The sequence below is a fragment of the Afipia sp. 1NLS2 genome, from assembly GCF_000178995.1.
Classification (GTDB): domain Bacteria; phylum Pseudomonadota; class Alphaproteobacteria; order Rhizobiales; family Xanthobacteraceae; genus Afipia.
Genome location: NZ_ADVZ01000002.1, coordinates 31,846 through 49,836 on the forward strand (window position 1 = coordinate 31,846; position 17,991 = coordinate 49,836).

Consider the following 17,991-nt stretch of genomic DNA (forward strand, 5'->3'; position numbering starts at 1 on the left):
CTGTGCTGACAAGGATAATTGTCTCTTTGGTCAAGACTTGTACGCGCCATGCATGGCTTACCGTACTTCTTGGCGTTATTTTGGCAGTCATAGCCGGTATATATGCATCGCACAATTTTGCGATTTCGACCGACGTCAACAAGCTGATCTCCGAAAACCTGCCCTGGCGGCAGCGTGAACTGGCCTATGAAAAGGCATTTCCGGGCCGAAACGAGCTGATTATCGCGGTTGTTGAGGCTGCAACCCCGGAATTGGCCGCCCAGGCGAGCGCGGCGTTGGAGCAAAAACTCGCACCGCAGACCGATAAATTCACCTCGGTGGTCCGCCCGGCGGATACCCCGTTTTTCCAGAATAACGGACTTTTGTTCTTGTCCACGGCCGAGGTCGGCAAGATCACCGGCCAGTATACGGCGGCCCAGCCGTTTTTTGACATCCTGCATGACGATCCGAGCATCCGAGGTCTGACCGGCGTGCTCCAGACCGCGCTGCAAGGCGTGGAGCGCGGCAAGCTGCCGCGCGAGGGGCTGGCGCGGCCGCTCAATCTCGTCTCCGAGAGTCTCGAGCAGATCCTCATGACCGGCAGCGGCACCTTTTCCTGGCGGCAACTCACCAGCAACGAGCCGTTGACGCCCTCCGACCTGCGTTCGCTTATCCTGATCCAGCCGATCCTCGACTATCAGGCGCTCGAGCCCGGCAAGGTCGCAACCGACGCGATCCGGCAGGCGGCGAGAGATCTGTCGTTCGACAAGAATTTTCACGCTCGCGTGCGCCTGACCGGCCCGGTGCCGATCGCCAACGAGGAATTCGGCACGGTACAGGATGGCGCGCTGGAAAACGGCATTGCGACGATCCTGATCGTGATCTTCATCCTGTGGCTTGCGCTGCATTCGCCGCGGATCATTCTGGCGGTGCTGATCACACTCGCCATCGGCTTGTCGGTGACGACGGCGGTGGCATTGCTGATCGCGCAGTCGTTCAATCTGATATCGATCGCGTTCTTCGTGCTATTCGTCGGTCTCGGCGTCGATTTCGGAATTCAGTACAGCGTCCGCTACAGATCGGATCGTTACGACGTCCCCGATCTGCAGGAGGCGCTGGAGGCGGCAGCCAAACATGCCGCGGTGCCGCTGACGCTCGCCGCCGTGGCGACCGCCGCAGGCTTCCTGTCGTTCCTGCCGACGCATTACAAAGGCGTGTCCGAACTCGGCAAGATCGCCGGTGCAGGCATGCTGATCGCGTTCTTCATGGCGGTGACGGTGCTGCCCGCGCTGTTGAAGCTGTTCAACCCGCCGGGCGAAAAGGAGCCTGTCGGCTACGCCTTCCTCGCGCCGGTCGACAAGTTTCTGGAAGACCACCGCATTGGCATCGTCGCGACCACGCTCGGCGTGGCGACGCTCGGCCTGCCGCTATTGTACTTCCTGCATTTCGACTTCAACCCGATGAACCTGCGCAGCCCGAAGGTGGAGTCGATCGCGACCTATCTCGACCTGCGCCGCGATCCGACCACCGCGACCAATGCTGTAGAGGTATTGGCGCCGTCACTTGCGGCGGCGAAGGAGGCCGAACAGCGGCTGGCGAAACTGCCGGAAGTGTCCCGCACTACGACGTTGGACAGTTTCGTGCCGGAGGATCAGCAGGCCAAGCTCGGCTTGATCCGCCGTGCCGCGGGCGCGCTCGATCCAATCTTCAGATCGCAGCCCGGTGCTGCGGCGGAGGATTTCGACAACGTTGCGGCGCTGACGGACGCCGCCGCAGCCCTCAAGCGCACGGCCGGAAAGTCTTCGCCCGAAGTCGCGGCCGCCGCCAACCGGCTTGCGGGCGATCTGACCCGGCTCGCGCAATCCGACAAATCGGTGCGCGACAAGACCGCGGAGATATTCCTGTCGCCGTATCACACCCTGGTGGAGCAGGTTCGCAATTCGCTGAAGGCCCAGCCGATCACGCTGAAAAACCTGCCGCCTGAACTCGTCGCGGACTGGATGACGCCGGATGGGCGCGCGCGCGTCGAGGCGCAGCCGAAGGGTGATCCGAACGACAATGAGACGCTGCGCAAGTTTGCGGCGGCGGTTCAGAAGGTCGAGCCGACTGCGGTCGGCGGACCGATCTCGATTCTGGAATCGGGCCACACCATCGTCATGGCGTTCATTCAGGCAGGCTGCTGGGCGCTCCTGTCGATCGGTGTCCTTTTGTACATCGTTCTGCGGCGGTTCACTGACGTGCTGTTGACGCTGGTGCCGCTCATTCTCGCGGGCGTTGTGACGCTGGAGATCTGCGTCATCATCGGAATGCCGCTGAATTTTGCCAACATCATCGCGCTGCCGTTGCTGCTCGGTGTCGGCGTCGCGTTCAAGATCTATTACGTGACGGCGTGGCGGGCAGGGCACGTCAAGCTGCTGCAATCGAGCCTGACGCGCGCGATCTTCTTCAGTGCGATGACGACCGCGACGGCATTCGGCAGCCTGTGGCTGTCGAGCCATCCCGGCACGTCGAGCATGGGCAAGCTGATGGCGCTGTCGCTGGTGACGACGCTCGCGGCGGCGGTGCTGTTTCAGCCGGCCCTAATGGGCCGCCCCCGCGATGTCGGGGAGAAGACAGATGTCGGAGACTGAACCGGGAGCCGGGGGCGTCGTTGCTGCCGCTCCCGGCATCGGGGCGGGAGCCTTCTGACCGATGGTCCGCGGAACGCTGCCGGTCGCTTTCGTGCCGGTATGTGGTGTCCCGGCGTGCGGCGTGGCTGGATTGGCGGCCATCGGCGTGACCGGCTCGAGCACGCGCGTCCACGTCTCGCCGCCGCACAGGAAGCCGAGCACGCAGCCCTCGACCTTCAACTGGTTCGGTGACGACAACTTGATCGAGGACTCGTAGGTTTTGCCGTCCTTGGCGTTATAGATGTGGCCGTTCCACTTGCCCTTCTCGTCCTCGTCCTTCTGCATGTCGAGAAGAACCGGCATGCCGAGGGTGGGGCGACTGCGCTTGGTTTTGTCCGGGTTCTTGCTGTCCACACCGCCCGGCGTCTTTTCCGTGGCGACGACGCCCCAGAGGTGACCGTTGCAGTCGGCGATGCGGATGGTGGCCACGCCTTCCTTAACCAGCCATTCGCCGGGGATTTCGGCGGCATGGGCAATACCCGCGACTGAACCCATGGCACCGAATAAGACTATCGCCGAACAAGCTAATTTTCGCATGAATCCTCGCGCAGGCTGCAAACGAAAGTAAACCGTAATTTCACGGGGCGTTCCATCCGGCCGCCGTGGGCCGCGACGCTTTTTTCGGTTGACGAGCGACCCATCAAACGACGTATGTACTGCATGGTGAAAGCAAATCTAGACATTTCCGAGATAGTCGCCGATCGCCAGTTTCAGCGTGGTGCGCTCCATACGAGGTATCTGAACGAGCAACTCGTCCGGGTTCTCAAAACCATTGGTTACGACGTCGGGTTCCAGCGCGGGCAGGGGCAATACCTCTTCGATCGCGACAATGCGCGCTACCTCGATCTCCTCAGCGGCTTCGGGGTGTTCGCGCTCGGCCGTAACCATCCCGTGATTCGCGATGCCCTGAAAAGCGTGCTCGACAGCGAATTCGCCAATCTCGTTCAACTCGACATTTCCACGCTCGCCGGTGTTCTGGCCGAGCGTCTGATCGCGCATGTGCCTTATCTTGATAAGGTGTTTTTCGCGAATTCGGGGACGGAATGTGTCGAAGCCGCGATCAAATTTGCGCGCGGTGCGACCGGACGGACCGGCATCGTCTATTGCGACCACGGCTATCACGGCCTGACCTATGGCTCGCTGTCGCTGACCGATGACGCGAATTTCCGTGGCGGCTTTGGCCCGCTGCTGCCTGATTGCTCGGTGATCCCTTTCAACGACCTCGAGGCGCTGGAGAAGGCGCTGATGTCGCGGCAGGTTGCGGCCTTCATCGTCGAGCCGGTGCAGGGCAAGGGCGTCAACATTCCGAGCGACGACTATCTGCCGGGCGTAGCCGCGCTCTGCAAGAAATACGGCACGATCTTCGTCGCCGACGAAATCCAGTGCGGCCTCGGCCGCACCGGACGCTTCCTCGCGGTCGAGCACTGGAATGTCGAGCCGGACATGGTGCTGCTGTCGAAGTCGCTCTCAGGCGGCCATGTGCCGGTCGGCGCGGTGCTGATGCGCAAGGCGATCTTCGACAAGATCTTCGATCGCATGGATCGCGCCGTCGTTCACGGCTCGACCTTCGCCAAGAACGATCTCGCGATGGCTGCAGGCATCGCCACGCTTGAGGTGCTGAAGTCCGAGAAGGTGATCGAGAATGCCGAGCGTTGCGGCAACCGCATCGTCAGCACGCTCAATGCGATGATCCCGCGTTACGAGCTTCTCAAGAACGTGCGCGGCAAGGGACTGATGATCGGCGTCGAGTTCGGCCCGCCGAAATCCTTCGCGCTCAAGGCGTCTTGGAATCTGCTGGAATCGGCGAGCAAGGGACTGTTCTGCCAGCTCATCACCATTCCGCTGTTCAAGGACCACAAGATCCTGACCCAGGTCGCGGGTCATGCGAGCCATACGGTGAAGATGCTGCCGCCGCTCATCATCACCGATGAGGACTGCGCGTGGATCGAGAAATCGTTCGATGACGTGATCGCCGCGAGCCATCGCGTCCCCGGCGCGGTGTGGTCGCTCGGCAAGACGCTGATGGACAACGCGGTGCGCAAGTCGGCGTAATACGTTTCTCAGTTTAGGATTGTCATTCCGGGATGGGCCCTGCAGGGGACCGGACCCGGAATCTCTCTCGGTATCGATGCGGACTCGCCGCACCGGATTCTGGGTCGCTCGCGAAGCTGCTCGCGCCCCGACATGACCGCGCGTGTTGCTTACTTACCGCCGGTGACGTCGAGGAACGTGCCGGTGATGAAGGACGCCTCGCTACTGGCCAGCCACAGGATCGCCTTCGCCACCTCTTCAGGCTGACCGCCTCGCCCAAGAGGGATCGTGTCCTTGACGCGATCCACGCGGTTCGGCTCGCCGCCGCTGGCATGCATCTCGGTGTAAATGTGGCCGGGGCGAATGCAGTTGACGCGGATGCCCTCGCGCGCGACTTCCTTGGCGAAGCCCGTCGTGAATGTCTCGAGGGCGCCCTTTGATGCGGCGTAGTCGATATATTCGTTGGGACTGCCGAGCCGCGCCGCTGCCGACGAGATGTTGACGATCACGCCGCCGCGCCCGTTGTGTCGGTGTGACATACGCTTCGCTGCCTGCTGTGCGCAGAGAATCGGGCCGATTGCGTTGACTGCGAAAATACGCTGCATCCGCTCGAATTCGAGGTCCTCCAGCCGGGACTGCTTTGCAATGATCGCCGCATTGTTCACCAGCACGTCGAGCCGCCCGAATTTCTGGTCAATTGCGGCGAAGAGCTGAGCGATTTGCTTCGGGTCTGCGCTGTCTGCGCGCACGGCCAATGCGCGGCGTCCGACGGCTTCCACATCGTGCACCACTGCAAGAGCGGCAGACTCATTGGAGATAAAGCTGATCGCGACATCGTATCCCTGTGCCGCAGCAAGCCGTGCCGTTGCCGCGCCGACACCGCGACCGCCACCGGTTATCAAAATAAGCTGCGCTTGTTCCATCTCGCGGACCTTTCATGGTGGGTGGGCTTGAATCGGGGGATGTGCGGATCAAGTCCTGTTTAACGTAGAAGGGCCGGGGACAGCAAAAAGCCGCCGCATCGATGATGCGGCGGCTTTTTGTTTGTCCGGATATCGCAGGCGATCTTACTGACCGTGGCTGATCAGAACGCCATCACACGTCTTGCTGATCTTGGGACGATGCTGCTGCAAACAGGAGAGGATCACGAGGTCCGACTGATCCATCACGGAGCGGCAATAACGCGAAACGTCCTTCGCGCAAGCCTTCTGCTCCTCGGGCGTGCCGCTGCGGGCCTGTCCCTGTGCCATGACCGCAGCCGTCGAGGACGCAAGCAATGCGGCAACGAGAAGTGTTCTGATCATTTTCGTCCTTTGTCTGATGGCGGTGCGATTCGCACTATAGAGGCCATGGAGATGAATACCAAACGCAACCGGCAAGCACCGTCTTCGCTCGCCGGTTTTACGCGCGTTGTGCAGATCAAATGTGGCAGCAATCGTAGTGCTGTATTCGACGATTTTCCTAGCGGTTGTCCGCAAGGATGAATGAGGAACCTTTCTCGGCGATCATGGCGGTGGGCGTGTTGGTGTTCCCGGAGGTGATGGTCGGCATCACCGAGGCGTCGATCACGCGCAGCCGCTCGATTCCGAAGAATCGCAGACGTTCATCGACCACCGCGAGCGGATCGCTCGGCAGTCCCATTTTCGCGGTTCCCACTGGATGGAAGATGGTGGTGCCGATATCGCCGGCGGCCTTTGCGAGCGAAGCATCGTCGTCGCCGACGGAAGGGCCGGGGAGGTATTCCTCAGGATTGTAGGCCGCCATCGCGGGTTGTTTCATCATCTTGCGTGTCACGCGAATCGCATCGGCAGCGACCTTGCGGTCCGCGTCGGTCGACAGATAGTGCGGTGCGATGATCGGCTTTTCGTCCGGCGCTGCGGATCGCAACCTGATCTCGCCACGCGAGGTCGGACGCAGATTGCACGCGCTGAGTGTGATGGCGGGAAAATCGTGCAGCGGATCGCCGAACTTGTCGAGCGACAGCGGTTGTGCGTGAAACTGGATGTTGGCGCGTTCGTGCTCTGGGCTCGACCGCGTGAAGATTCCGAGCTGCGAGGGTGCCATTGTCAGCGGCCCGCGTCGCCGCAGCGCATAATCGATGCCCATCCATGCGCGCTGGACCAGCGAAGCGTAAACCTCGTTGAGGGTCTTGATGCCCTGGACCTTGTAAATCGCGCGCTGTTGCAGGTGGTCTTGTAGATTGCGCCCGACGCCCTGACGGTCGAGAACGGTTTCGATGCCGAGTGGCTCCAGCCATTCGCGCGGTCCGATGCCGGAGCGATGCAGGATCTGCACCGAGCCGATTGATCCCGACGTGAGGATGACTTCGCCCTTGGCACGGGCCTCGAATGTCTTGCCGTCGCGGCTGTAGCGGACGCCGACCGCGCGGCCGTTCTCGATGATAAGCTTATCGACCAGCACATTGGTCTCCAGCCGCAGGTTCGGGCGGTTCAGTGCGGGCTTGAGAAAGCCGCGCGCCGACGACCAGCGCCGTCCGCGCTTCTGGTTGACCTGAAAATAGCTGGAGCCTTCATTGTCGCCGGTGTTGAAATCGGGAATCTTGCGGATACCCATCTGTTCGGCGGCGTTTGCGATGGCGTCGAGCACGTCCCATGAAATACGCGGCGGCTCGATCCGCCATCCGCCGCCCGCGCCGTGATATTCGGTCGCACCGAGGTAATGATCCTCAAGCGACTTGAACGATTTCAGCACGTCATCCCAGCCCCAGCCATTGAGGCCGAGCTGACGCCAGTGATCGTAGTCCGCAGCCTGGCCGCGCATCGACACCATCGCGTTGATCGCGGAGCAGCCGCCGATCACCTTGCCGCGCGGATAATGCAGCGAGCGGCCGTTAAGGCCGGGCTCCGGTTCGGTGCGAAACATCCAGTCGGAGCGCGGATTGCCGATGGCGAACAGATAGCCGACCGGAATGTGAAACCAGATCCAGTTATCGCGCCCCCCGGCCTCCAGTGTCAGCACCCGGTTTTTCGGGTCGGCGGACAATCGGTTGGAGACAATGCAGCCGGCAGTGCCGGCGCCTACGACAATATAGTCATAGTCACCTTCGAGAAGATCGGTCATGGGGGAGCCTTCGGCATTTTCAAACGTCATGTGGTCTTAACGCGCAGATTCGCGGCACGCCATTGCACTTTGAGCCAGAGGCACGGGCATGTTACCTTTGTGCGTCGCACTCTTTTCAGGTTCGCCGAATGCCGATCGTCAATCGCATCTCCGAATTCCAGCCCGAGATCACCGCGTGGCGGCGTGAACTGCATGCGCACCCCGAGCTGATGTACGAGGTGCACCGGACGGCGGAGTTCGTCGCCGCGAAATTGCGCGAATTCGGCTGCGACGATGTGGCGACCGGGATCGGACGCACCGGCGTGGTCGGGCGCATCAAGGGCCGCAAGCCCGCGCAAGGTGACGGCATCAAGGTGGTCGCCCTGCGTGCCGACATGGACGCGCTGCCGATCGAGGAAGAAACCGGCGCGCCGTATCGCTCGACCGTGCCGGGCCGGATGCATGCTTGCGGCCATGATGGCCACACCGCGATGCTGCTCGGTGCTGCGCGTTATCTCACCGAGACGCGCAATTTTGCGGGCGAAGCGGTGGTGGTGTTTCAACCCGCCGAAGAAGGCGGTGCGGGTGCTGCTGCGATGCTCGACGACGGTCTGGTGGAAAAATACGGCATCGATGAAATCTATGGGATGCACAATTCTCCCGGCATGGCGGTGGGGACGTTCGCGTTGCGCGCCGGCCCGGCTATGGCCTCGACCGATCATGTCGACATCGAGATCGAAGGTGCCGGCGGTCATGCTGCTGCACCGCACAAGGCGATCGATCCAGTGCTGGCCGGTTCGCAACTGATCGTTGCGTTGCAGTCCATCGTCTCGCGGGCCGCCGATCCTCTGGAGGCGGCGGTGATCTCGATCTGCCAGTTCAAGGCGGGCGATGCACGTAACGTCATCCCGCAGACCGCGACGCTGATCGGCACGGTGCGCACGCTTACGCCGCAGATGCGCGACATGGTCGAGAAGCGGGTGCGGGAGATTGCAGCCGGCATTGCGACGCAGAGCGGGGCGAAGATCGCCGTGGATTATCGGCGCGGCTATCCGGTGCTGGCGAATCATGCCGGACAAACCGATATCGCGGCGCAGGTGGCGGGCGAGGTCGCCGGGCAGGGGCGGGTCAGCCTCGGTATTCCGCCTTTGATGGCGGCGGAGGATTTCGCCTACATGCTGCAGGCGCGTCCGGGGGCATTCATCTTTCTCGGCAACGGCGACAGCGCCGGCTGGCACCACCCGGCGTTCGATTTCAACGACGACGCCATCGTTTTCGGGACGTCCTACTGGGTCCGGCTGGTGGAAACCCGGCTTCCTGCCTGAATCGGCCGAGAATCGTGATTTTTCGGATGTTTTGAAGGTTTTCGCCGGGCCGCCGGGCAGCGGAATTAACACATAATCGAAGAAGTGATCGGAATTCCTCCCGCCCACGATGTTTTGGATTGTCGAAAAGCCAAAACCGGCCCTATAGACGGCCGGGTTGACGGGATACCGTCACACTTGGGTTGCGACCGTCGGGCCATAATCATGGCAGTCTTTTCTTCTTTCACGGGATCGTTCGCGTGCTGGATCACCGCCCTTCCTTGAAGGATATCATTGCCCGGATCGGGCCCAAGCGGGCCGTGTTCGGTCTTTGCGCCGTGCTGGGCGCTGGTGCTGTGATTTACGGCGGCGTCCATCTTCTGTCTCCGGACCCGCAACTGTCCGACATTTCCAGCAAGGCGGCCCGCGATCCGACCCGCTACAAGCCGACGGCGGTGGAATGGGCGAGCCTGACGGTGATGCCTGCCACGCAAAAGGTGTTCCGCGCCGAGCACATCACCGAAGGCAAGATTTCCATCGACGAGGATCGCTCCACCCAGGTGTTCTCGCCCTACACCGGGCGTGTGACGAAACTCTTGGTGCGCGCGGGCGATCATGTCGAGCAGGGGCAGCCTCTGTTCGTGCTCGAGGCCACCGACACCGTGCAGGCCCAGAACGAGTTTATCGCGGCGCTGACCGCGACCAACAAGGCGCGGTCAGCGCTCGATCTCGCGCAGACGCAGGGCAAGCGCGCCAAGGAATTGTTCGACGGCAAGGCCGTTCCGCTGAAGGACTACCAGTCCGCTCAGGCGACGGAGGTGCAGGCGGAAAACGACATGCGTTCGGCGCAGACGGCGCTTGAAGCGTCACGCAACCGCCTGAAGATTCTCGGCCTGAGCGATGCCGCCATCGCCTCCTTCCAGGACAAGGGCAGCATCAATCCGGAGTTGACCGTCGTGTCGCCGATCGCGGGCACCGTGGTCCAGCGCAAGGTCGGGCCGGGGCAATACATCAACGCGGGCGCGACTGATCCTGTTTTCGTGATCGGCGATCTGTCGACCGTGTGGCTGACCGGCTATGTCCGCGAGGTGGACGCCGACGATGTCGCGGTAGGACAGGACGTCTCCTTCACCGTTTTGTCGTCGCCGGGGCGTACGCGCACCGCGCGGATCAATTATGTCGCGACCGCGATCGATCCGGTGACACGGCGGCTGACCATCCGCGCCACCATCGACAATTCCGACGGCAGCCTGAAGCCGGAAATGTTCGCCAACGTCACGATCTTTTCGCCGGGCGACCATCCTGCGGTGGCGGTGCCGAAGCAGGCCCTGATCTACGAGGCGGAGAATGTCCGGCTTTGGGTCGCGCATGACAACAAGACCATCGAATTGCGCCCGGTGAAGGTCGGCCTGTCGAGCGGCAATCTTGTCGAGGTGACGGAAAACCTCCGTCCCGGCGAGCAGGTCGTCGTCAAGGGCGGGCTGTTCATCGATCGTGCCGCGTCCGGCAGCTAATAATGGCTCAATCCATCCGCCGATGCCGCAGTGTGCGGCCAAATCAGAGCGTCTGCGGCAGGCATGAAGCCACCGGCGCAGACGGCCTGCGACAGGCCTCCTATCGAGGGGCGCTGGATTGATCGACCGTCTCGTCTCGCTGGCTGTTCATCGCCGCTTCCTCATTCTCGGCATTTTTGCCGCGGTGGTGATCGGCGGCCTGATCGCGTTCGAGAAGCTCAACATCGAGGCCTATCCCGATCCGACCGCGCCGATGGTGGACGTCGTCACGCAAAGCGCGGGCATGTCGGCCGAGGAGATTGAGCGCTACATTACGATCCCGATCGAAACCCAAGTGGCGGGCATCAAGAACCTGCGTGTCATCCGCACGATCTCGCTCTACGGGTTATCCGACGTCAAACTGCAGTTCTCGTTCGATTATACCTATGAAGAGGCTTTGCAGCAGGTTCTGAACCGGCTGGGGCAATTGTCGCCATTGCCCGGGGGAGCCCAGCCTGGGATTTCGCCACTGAGTGCGGTCGGCGAAATCTACCGCTATCGTCTGGTTGGGCCGCCAAATTACAGCGTGCTCGATCTCAAGACCTTGCAGGATTGGGTGTTGCAGCGCCGTTTCCGTGCGGTGCCGGGCGTAATCGACGTCACCGGTTGGGGCGGCAAGACCAAGACCTACGAGTTGCAGGTCGATTTCAACAAGCTCGCGGCGGCGGGCCTGTCGTTGCCGCAATTGCTGCAGGCGGTCAGTAATGCCAACATCAATGTTGGCGGCAGCACCGTCAATATCGGCACACAGTCGGCGGTGGTGCGCGGTGTCGGCCTGATCCGCTCGGTGGACGATCTCGCCAACACCATGATCTCGCAGAGCGCCGGCAACCCGATCCTGGTGAAGGATGTCGCCAAGGTCGAGATCGGTTACAAGCCACGGCTCGGCATCGCCGGAATGAACGATGCCGACGACATCGTGCAGGGCATCGTGCTGATGCGTCGTGGCGAGAAAAGCTCGCCGACCATCGCGCGCGTCACCCAGATGGTCGACACAATCAACAAGTCCAATATCCTGCCGCCCGGCGTGCGCATCGAGCGCATCTACGATCGTCAGGACCTGATCGATACCACGACGGCAACGGTGCTGCACAACATGGTCGTCGGCATCATCCTGATCGTATTGTTGCAATGGCTGTTCCTGGGCGATCTGCGCAGCGCGCTGATCGTCGGCGCGACGATTCCGTTCGCGCTGTTTTTCGCTGTCATCATTCTCGTGCTGCGGGGCGAATCCGCGAATCTGCTGTCGGTCGGCGCTATCGACTTCGGCCTGATCGTGGACGGTACCGTCATCATGGTGGAGGCGATCTTCCGGCGGCTGTCGCACGGCACCGAACTGTCCCCGACCGAGGAAGAGGCGATTTCGCCCGAGACAATGATGGGGATGAAGAGTCACGGGATTTTCAGCGCGGCCGCCGACGTGTCGCGTTCGATCTTCTTTGCCGCGGCGATCATCATTGCAGCCTTCCTGCCGCTGTTCACGCTGAGCGGTGTCGAGGGCAATATCTTCGGCCCGATGGCGCGAACCTATGCCTACGCGCTGGTCGGCGGCTTGCTTGCAACTTTCACCGTGACGCCGGCGCTCAGCGCCATCATCCTGCCCGCGCATGTTCACGAGGTCGAAACGCGAGTGGTGCGCTGGTTGCATGCGCGCTACGGGCCGTTGCTGAATTGGGTAGTGGCGCACACCAGATACGTGATCACCGCAGCAGGTGTGCTGCTGGTTTTCACTTTCATCGCGATCCGGATGCTCGGGCTGGAATTCCTGCCGAAGCTCGAGGAGGGCAACCTGTGGATTCGCGCCACGCTGCCATCCACCATCTCGCTCGAAGCAGGCAACACCTACGTCAACGAGATGCGGCGCCTGATTGCTGAGCGGCCGGAAGTGCAGTCAGTGGTGTCGCAGCATGGCCGCCCGGATGACGGCACCGATGCCGCAGGCTTCTTCAATGCGGAATTCTTTGCGCCGCTGAAGCCCGTGAGCCAGTGGCCCGGGACGCACGACAAGGACGAGGTGACGTCTGAACTACTGGCGCAGTTGCAGGCGAAGTTCCCGGGCGTCGAATTCAACTTCTCGCAATATCTGCAGGACAACGTCGCGGAAGCGGTGTCGGGCGTGAAGGGCGAGAATTCGATCAAGCTGTTCGGCAACGATCTCGTCGAACTCACGGAGACGGCCAACAAGATCAAGTCGGTGCTGGCGACGGTACGGGGCATCGCCGACCTGTCGGTGTTCACCTCGCTCGGGCAGCCGACGATCCAGATCGATGTCGACCGCGTCCGCGCGGCGCGCTACGGGCTGTCCCCGGGCGACATCAACGCCACCATCCGCGTCGCCATCGGCGGCGACAGCGCAGGTGACCTGTATGAGCCGGGCAGCGACCGTCATTTCCCGATTGTCGTTCGCCTCGCGCCGGAATATCGCAAGAGTGCCGAAAGCATCCGCAACCTGCGGATTGCGGCGCAGGGGCCGAACGGCATCACGCAGATTCCGTTGAGCGAGGTTGCGACGATCAAGCTCGTTTCCGGCGCGGCCTACATCTACCGGGAACAGCAGGAACGCTATCTGCCGATCAAGTTCTCGGTGCGCGAGCGCGACCTTGGCAGCACCATCCGCGAAGCGCAGGAGAAGGTGGCCGCCGAGGTGAAGCTGCCTCCGGGCACGCATCTCGAGTGGGTCGGCGAGTTCAGCAATTTGCAGGATGCGATCAAGCGGCTGTCGATCGTGGTGCCGATCAGCCTCGCATTGATTGGCGTTCTGCTGTGGTTCAATTTCGGCTCGATGGTTGACACCATGCTCGCGATGAGCGTGATCCCGATGGCGGTGCTTGGCGGCGTGCTCGGCCTCTTGTTCAGCGGTGTGCCATTCAGCGTGTCGGCGGCGATCGGCTTCATCGCGTTGTTCGGCATCGCGGTGATGGACGGCATCATCATGCTGTCGCAATACAATCAGCTCATCGATGAGGGTGTGGATCGCGTCAAGGCGGTGATCCGCACCGGCGAATTGCAGATGCGGCCCGTGCTGATGACCTGCGCCGTCGCGGGCATTGGCTTGCTGCCTGCAGCCTTGTCGACGGGCATCGGCTCGCAGGTGCAGAAGCCGCTGGCGCTGGTGGTGGTGTCCGGCATGGCGCTCGCGCCGATCGTGATCCTCGTCACGCTGCCGGTGCTGATCCTGCTTTTCTCGCGGCGCGGGCGCGAGCAAGCTTAAGTTACAACCTGAGTTATTGCCCTGACGGGGTGCGCAGGCCGTGCCAGGCGTCGCGTACCTGATGGTAGTGCACCTCGGGCAGGTAATCCGGCGTGTTGAGGCCCAATGTGCGGACGTCGAGCTTGCCGATGGCGCTGAGCAGCGTGTAGGAGGCGATCACCCGGTCGCGCTGGCTGAGGATCTGGCGGCTGCGCGCGGCGGTGAGATCGGCCTGTGCGTTCAGCACGTCGAGCGTGGTGCGCTGGCCGGCTTGAGCCTCGCGCCGGACGCCCGCAAGCGCGACCGTTGCGGCTTTCACTTCGCTTTCGGCGGCAGAGAGGGCGACCTTGGCACCTTCATTGGTGATGAAGGCGCTGAGGGCAGCCGTCCGCGCCTGATTGCGGACTTGCTCCAGCACCTGACGGCTCTGCATCGCCAGCTCCTTCGACTGGCGGGTCTGCGACGCGGCGAGGCCGCCGTCATAGATCGGCATGGTGAGCTGGCCGACCACCGTGGCCTGATCGGCGCGCTTCACGCTGAGATAGGGGTCGCCGTCCGATTGGCGCAGCACGTTGCCCTGCACGGTCACCTGCGGCATCAGACTCGATTCCGCGACGCTGATCGTCGTGGTCGCGACGTCGACATCGTAGGTCGCCGCGATCACCGCCGGATTCTGCTTGATGGCCAGATCGATCGATGCCTGCTGGGTATGAGGGATGAAGCGATCGACCGTGGGGGCGGCGGCCAGATGGCCGGGCCGCTCACCGATCACCTGAGCATAGGTGGCCTCGCTGACCTGAAGCGCGACCTGCGCCGCGTTCAGGTCGGCCAGCCCGCGACTGAGCCGCGCCTCGGCCTGCGCGGTGTCGGTGGGCGTGACATCGCCTGCCGCAAGACGGGTGCGGGCGACACCCAGCGTTTCGCGCAGGAATTGCACATTGAGCTTCTGGGTCTCGACCAGCGCCTGATTGGCGATCACATTCATGTAAGCGGTCACGGCGTCGAGTAGCACGCCCTGGCCGGTATTGCGCAGCGCCTCGCGCCCTGACAGCACCTGGAATTCTGCGACCCGCACGCTGGACGAGGTCTTGAAGCCGTTGAACAGCGTCTGCGTGACGGTGACGCCGATCTGCCAGGGTTTCTGTCCCTGGGTCTGGATCGAATTATCAGGCAGGGTATTGCGGACGGTCTGCAGGCCGGCGGACAGGCTGGCGATGATCTGCGGCCGGTAACCTGACAGCGCTTGCGGCACGTTTTCATCGGTGGCGCGCTGCTGGGCGCGGGAGGCGTTCAATTGCGGGCTGGACTGATAGGCCTTCACCAGTGCGTCCTGCAGCGTTTCGGCGAATGCAGGGCGCGAGCCCGAAGCTGCGCCTAGCAGCAACAGGGCCATCACCGCTCCGTAACTCTGCTGTGAATGCCAACGAATCATGACGCCCGATCACAAAGGTCCCCGCGACAGCGGATACCTCAACTTTGGGGGCAGTCATACTGGCCGGGCGGGGCTTGAGCAAACCTTGGGCAAACTGTCCCGTGAAAATGTTGGCGGCTGTGGCAATCCGACCGCGATGAACGCGGAAGATGCCTAATTTGCTTGACCTTGCCGCACGGGTGATGACAGTCGGCCCGGCTCCGGCAGTGCGAAACGGTGGGTCGAAACAGCATGTCCAGGATTTATGCCGACGCCCATACGCTTGTGGACGCGGTCCTGCGCGAGTGCGGCCCCAGACTGGTGGTCGGCCTGCCGCTCGGGCTCGGCAAGGCCAACCATATCGCCAATGCTTTATGTGAGCGGGCGGCGGCGGATTCTGCGATCCACCTGACGATCTTCACAGCACTGACGCTGGAAAAGCCCACCCCGAAATCCGATCTGGAGCGACGCTTCATCGGCCCGGTGATCGAGCGATTGTTTGGCGGCTATCCGGACCTCGATTACGCCAAATGGCTGCATGCGGGCATCCTGCCAGAGAACATCGAGATCACGGAATTCTTCTTCCTCGCGGGCAAGTGGCTGCACAACGGTTACGCCCAGCAGCATTACATCGCGGCGAACTACACCCATGCCGTCGCGGGGATGCTGACGCGCGGCCTCAACGTCGTGCTGCAACTCGTCGCCAAGCGTGTCGTGAACGGCGAAGTGCGCTACAGCCTGAGTTGCAACACCGACACCACGCTCGACCTTCTCAAGGCGCGCGCGGAGGGCAAGATCGATTTCAAGCTGATCGGGCAGGTGAATTCCGAACTGCCGTTTATGCCGGGGCCGGGCGATCTGCCGGCGTCCGAATTCCACGCCATTCTCGATAGCGCGGAGACGGACTTCCCACTGTTCGCGCCGCCGTCCGAACCGGTCGGCGATGCGAAATATGCCATTGGCCTTCACGCAGCGACGCTGATCGAGGATGGCGGCACATTGCAGATCGGAATCGGGCAGGTGGGTGATGCGCTGGCGCAATGCCTCATTGTCCGTGATCGCAACAACGTAGATTTTTGCACGGCAGTAAGCAGTTTTTCGCCGGGCGAACCCGCCCGCGTGCTTGCGCCGTTCAAAGAAGGGTTGAACGGCCTCAGCGAAATGTTCTTCGAGGCATTCCTTGGTCTGATCGAGGCGGGCATCGTGCGCCGCGAAGTCGATGGTGCATGGTTGCACGCGGCGTTCTTCCTTGGGCCGAAATCGTTCTACCGCGCGCTGCGCGAGATGCCGCAGGACAGGCTTAATCGCATCCAGATGATGCCGGTGTCCTTCACCAACGAGCTTTACGGTGACGAGGACGCGAAGCGCATCGGGCGGCCAAAGGCGCGCTTCGTCAACAATGCGATGATGGTGACGCTGCTTGGCGATGCTATCTCCGATGGTCTCAGCAACGGTCAGATGGTGAGCGGTGTCGGCGGGCAGTATAATTTCGTCGCGCAATCCTTCGCATTGGACGGTGCGCGTTCGATCCTGACGCTTGAAGCCACGCGCCACAACGGCAAGCGGCTGGAATCGAACATCCGCTGGTCGTACGACCACACCACCATTCCGCGGCACCTCCGCGACATCGTGGTGACGGAATACGGCATCGCCGATCTGCGCGGAAAATCCGACGCCGAGGTGATCGCGGCGATGCTGTGCGTTTCGGATTCGCGCTTTCAGGATGAACTGATGCGGCAGGCCAAGGCAGCGGGCAAGCTGCCGCTGGGTTACGAGATTCCGTCTGCCTATCGTACCAACACGCCCGAACGCATTGCGCGCGCGCTTGCGCCGTTGCGGGAGAAGGGACTGCTGCCGGAGTTTCCGTTCGGAACGGATTTCACCGCCACCGAGCAGCGTTTGATTCCGGCCTTACAGAGCTTGCAGCAAGCCTCATCAAGTCCCGCTGCGCTGTTGTCGCTCCTATGGCGCGGCTTGTCGGCAAGCAGCACGGAGGATGCCGATTGTCTCGCGCGCATGGGGCTGGACGCGCCCGCGACGATGCGCGAGCATCTCTATTGCTGGTTGTTGCGCGGCGCCCTCAGGCGATAATTATCCGCGCAGCGGAGGCGAGTGTCAGCATCACGCCGAAGGCGATGAAGATTTTCCCGATCAGCGAAGCGCTGCGCCATGCGGATTCATCGCCTGTCGAAGCGACGGCGGGCTGGGCAACCTGCGCCAGCGCGACGGGGGTGGGCTCAGGCGTTGCTGCCGGGGCGGCCGTGGCCTCGCGGTCCATGTCGTTCAACTGATCGGACGTGGTGACCTGAACGCCGTTCGGCACCGGCTCAGCCGTGGCGGCCTTGTCGGTGTCCGTCAGGGTGGAGGAATCGGGCAGCATGTTCTGTGCGAACATCGGCTGCTCCAGAGGAGGGCTGGTCAGTTCGGCATGGGCATTGGCGACGGAGGGTGACAGGGCTGCATCTGCCTCGGCCCCGTTGGCGGTTTGGGCTCCGTCGTCTTTGCCGGTCTTGGAAGAAACCTTTGAGGAATCCTTGGCGCTGGCGTGATGCTTCTTTGAAGAACGATGATGGCGGACGTGCTTCTTGCGGAGCTTAGTGAACTTACCGAGCGCGAGCGGCTTTGCGCTGGAGGCTGCCGCCTCGGTTTGCGGCGCGGCCTGCACTGGCTCGGCGTTTCCGGCGGCCCAGGCGAAGGCCATGGCGGCCATGATCAGCGCATAACGGATTCTCCGTCGCATGATCTCGTCTCCGTTGTTTCTCTATTTTGCCCAGCGCCCGCGCCCAGAATGGCC

General features: G+C 62.3%; 12 protein-coding genes. 6 read left to right on the forward strand and 6 right to left on the reverse strand.

Translation table 11 applies throughout. From position 1 onward, the window contains the following. The first annotated feature begins 2 nt into the window (after positions 1 to 2). Positions 3 to 2,609: a hopanoid transporter HpnN gene (gene hpnN, locus AFIDRAFT_RS08870; protein WP_040298225.1), complete on the forward strand. Its 2,607-nt coding sequence runs from the start codon at positions 3 to 5 to the stop codon at positions 2,607 to 2,609. Here hpnN and AFIDRAFT_RS08875 read toward each other — a convergent pair. Further along, complete coding sequence (locus AFIDRAFT_RS08875; protein ID WP_009338950.1) at positions 2,559 to 3,185, reverse strand: DUF2147 domain-containing protein; 627 nt, start codon at positions 3,183 to 3,185, stop codon at positions 2,559 to 2,561. The genes hpnN and AFIDRAFT_RS08875 overlap by 51 nt on opposite strands. Before the next feature lie 123 nt (positions 3,186 to 3,308). On the opposite strand from AFIDRAFT_RS08875, the gene AFIDRAFT_RS08880 reads away from it, so the two are divergent. Continuing rightward, positions 3,309 to 4,700 carry an aspartate aminotransferase family protein gene (locus AFIDRAFT_RS08880; RefSeq protein ID WP_009338951.1) on the forward strand — a complete coding sequence of 464 codons (1,392 nt, stop codon included), beginning with the start codon at positions 3,309 to 3,311 and terminating at the stop codon, positions 4,698 to 4,700. Positions 4,701 to 4,849: 149 nt separating this feature from the next. Here the strand turns inward: AFIDRAFT_RS08880 and AFIDRAFT_RS08885 are convergent, their stop codons facing one another. The 3 genes from AFIDRAFT_RS08885 to AFIDRAFT_RS08895 form a co-directional block, all read right to left on the reverse strand. Continuing rightward, positions 4,850 to 5,602 (reverse strand): glucose 1-dehydrogenase, encoded by a 753-nt coding sequence (locus AFIDRAFT_RS08885; RefSeq protein ID WP_009338952.1) that lies wholly within the window; start codon positions 5,600 to 5,602, stop codon positions 4,850 to 4,852. Between the two features lie 144 nt (positions 5,603 to 5,746). Continuing rightward, on the reverse strand, positions 5,747 to 5,983 hold the full coding sequence (locus tag AFIDRAFT_RS08890; protein WP_009338953.1) for a hypothetical protein: 237 nt from the start codon (positions 5,981 to 5,983) through the stop codon (positions 5,747 to 5,749). Between the two features lie 157 nt (positions 5,984 to 6,140). Continuing rightward, complete coding sequence (locus tag AFIDRAFT_RS08895) at positions 6,141 to 7,760, reverse strand: GMC family oxidoreductase (protein ID WP_009338954.1); 1,620 nt, start codon at positions 7,758 to 7,760, stop codon at positions 6,141 to 6,143. 128 nt (positions 7,761 to 7,888) lie between these two features. On the opposite strand from AFIDRAFT_RS08895, the gene AFIDRAFT_RS08900 reads away from it, so the two are divergent. The 3 genes from AFIDRAFT_RS08900 to AFIDRAFT_RS08910 all read left to right on the forward strand — a co-directional run bounded on the left by AFIDRAFT_RS08900 (position 7,889) and on the right by AFIDRAFT_RS08910 (position 13,807). Next, the gene (locus AFIDRAFT_RS08900) at positions 7,889 to 9,064 is read left to right on the forward strand and encodes a M20 aminoacylase family protein (protein WP_009338955.1); all 1,176 of its coding nucleotides are present in this window, start codon (positions 7,889 to 7,891) and stop codon (positions 9,062 to 9,064) included. Positions 9,065 to 9,336: 272 nt separating this feature from the next. Beyond that, a complete protein-coding gene (locus AFIDRAFT_RS08905; protein WP_197083252.1) occupies positions 9,337 to 10,557 on the forward strand; it encodes an efflux RND transporter periplasmic adaptor subunit in 1,221 nt (406 codons plus the stop codon). Positions 10,558 to 10,678: 121 nt separating this feature from the next. Then, entirely contained in the window at positions 10,679 to 13,807 is a 3,129-nt protein-coding gene (locus tag AFIDRAFT_RS08910) for an efflux RND transporter permease subunit (RefSeq protein WP_040298314.1), read from the forward strand. A 13-nt stretch (positions 13,808 to 13,820) separates the two neighbouring features. On the opposite strand, the gene AFIDRAFT_RS08915 is transcribed toward AFIDRAFT_RS08910, so the two are convergent. Further along, on the reverse strand, positions 13,821 to 15,179 hold the full coding sequence (locus AFIDRAFT_RS08915) for a TolC family outer membrane protein (RefSeq protein ID WP_009338958.1): 1,359 nt from the start codon (positions 15,177 to 15,179) through the stop codon (positions 13,821 to 13,823). A gap of 270 nt (positions 15,180 to 15,449) precedes the next feature. On the opposite strand from AFIDRAFT_RS08915, the gene AFIDRAFT_RS08920 reads away from it, so the two are divergent. Further along, on the forward strand, positions 15,450 to 17,288 hold the full coding sequence (locus AFIDRAFT_RS08920) for an acetyl-CoA hydrolase/transferase C-terminal domain-containing protein (protein ID WP_009338959.1): 1,839 nt from the start codon (positions 15,450 to 15,452) through the stop codon (positions 17,286 to 17,288). On the opposite strand, the gene AFIDRAFT_RS08925 is transcribed toward AFIDRAFT_RS08920, so the two are convergent. Next, a complete protein-coding gene (locus AFIDRAFT_RS08925; RefSeq protein ID WP_009338960.1) occupies positions 17,278 to 17,937 on the reverse strand; it encodes a hypothetical protein in 660 nt (219 codons plus the stop codon). The two genes, AFIDRAFT_RS08920 and AFIDRAFT_RS08925, sit on opposite strands and share 11 nt — an antisense overlap. Positions 17,938 to 17,991: the final 54 nt, after the last annotated feature.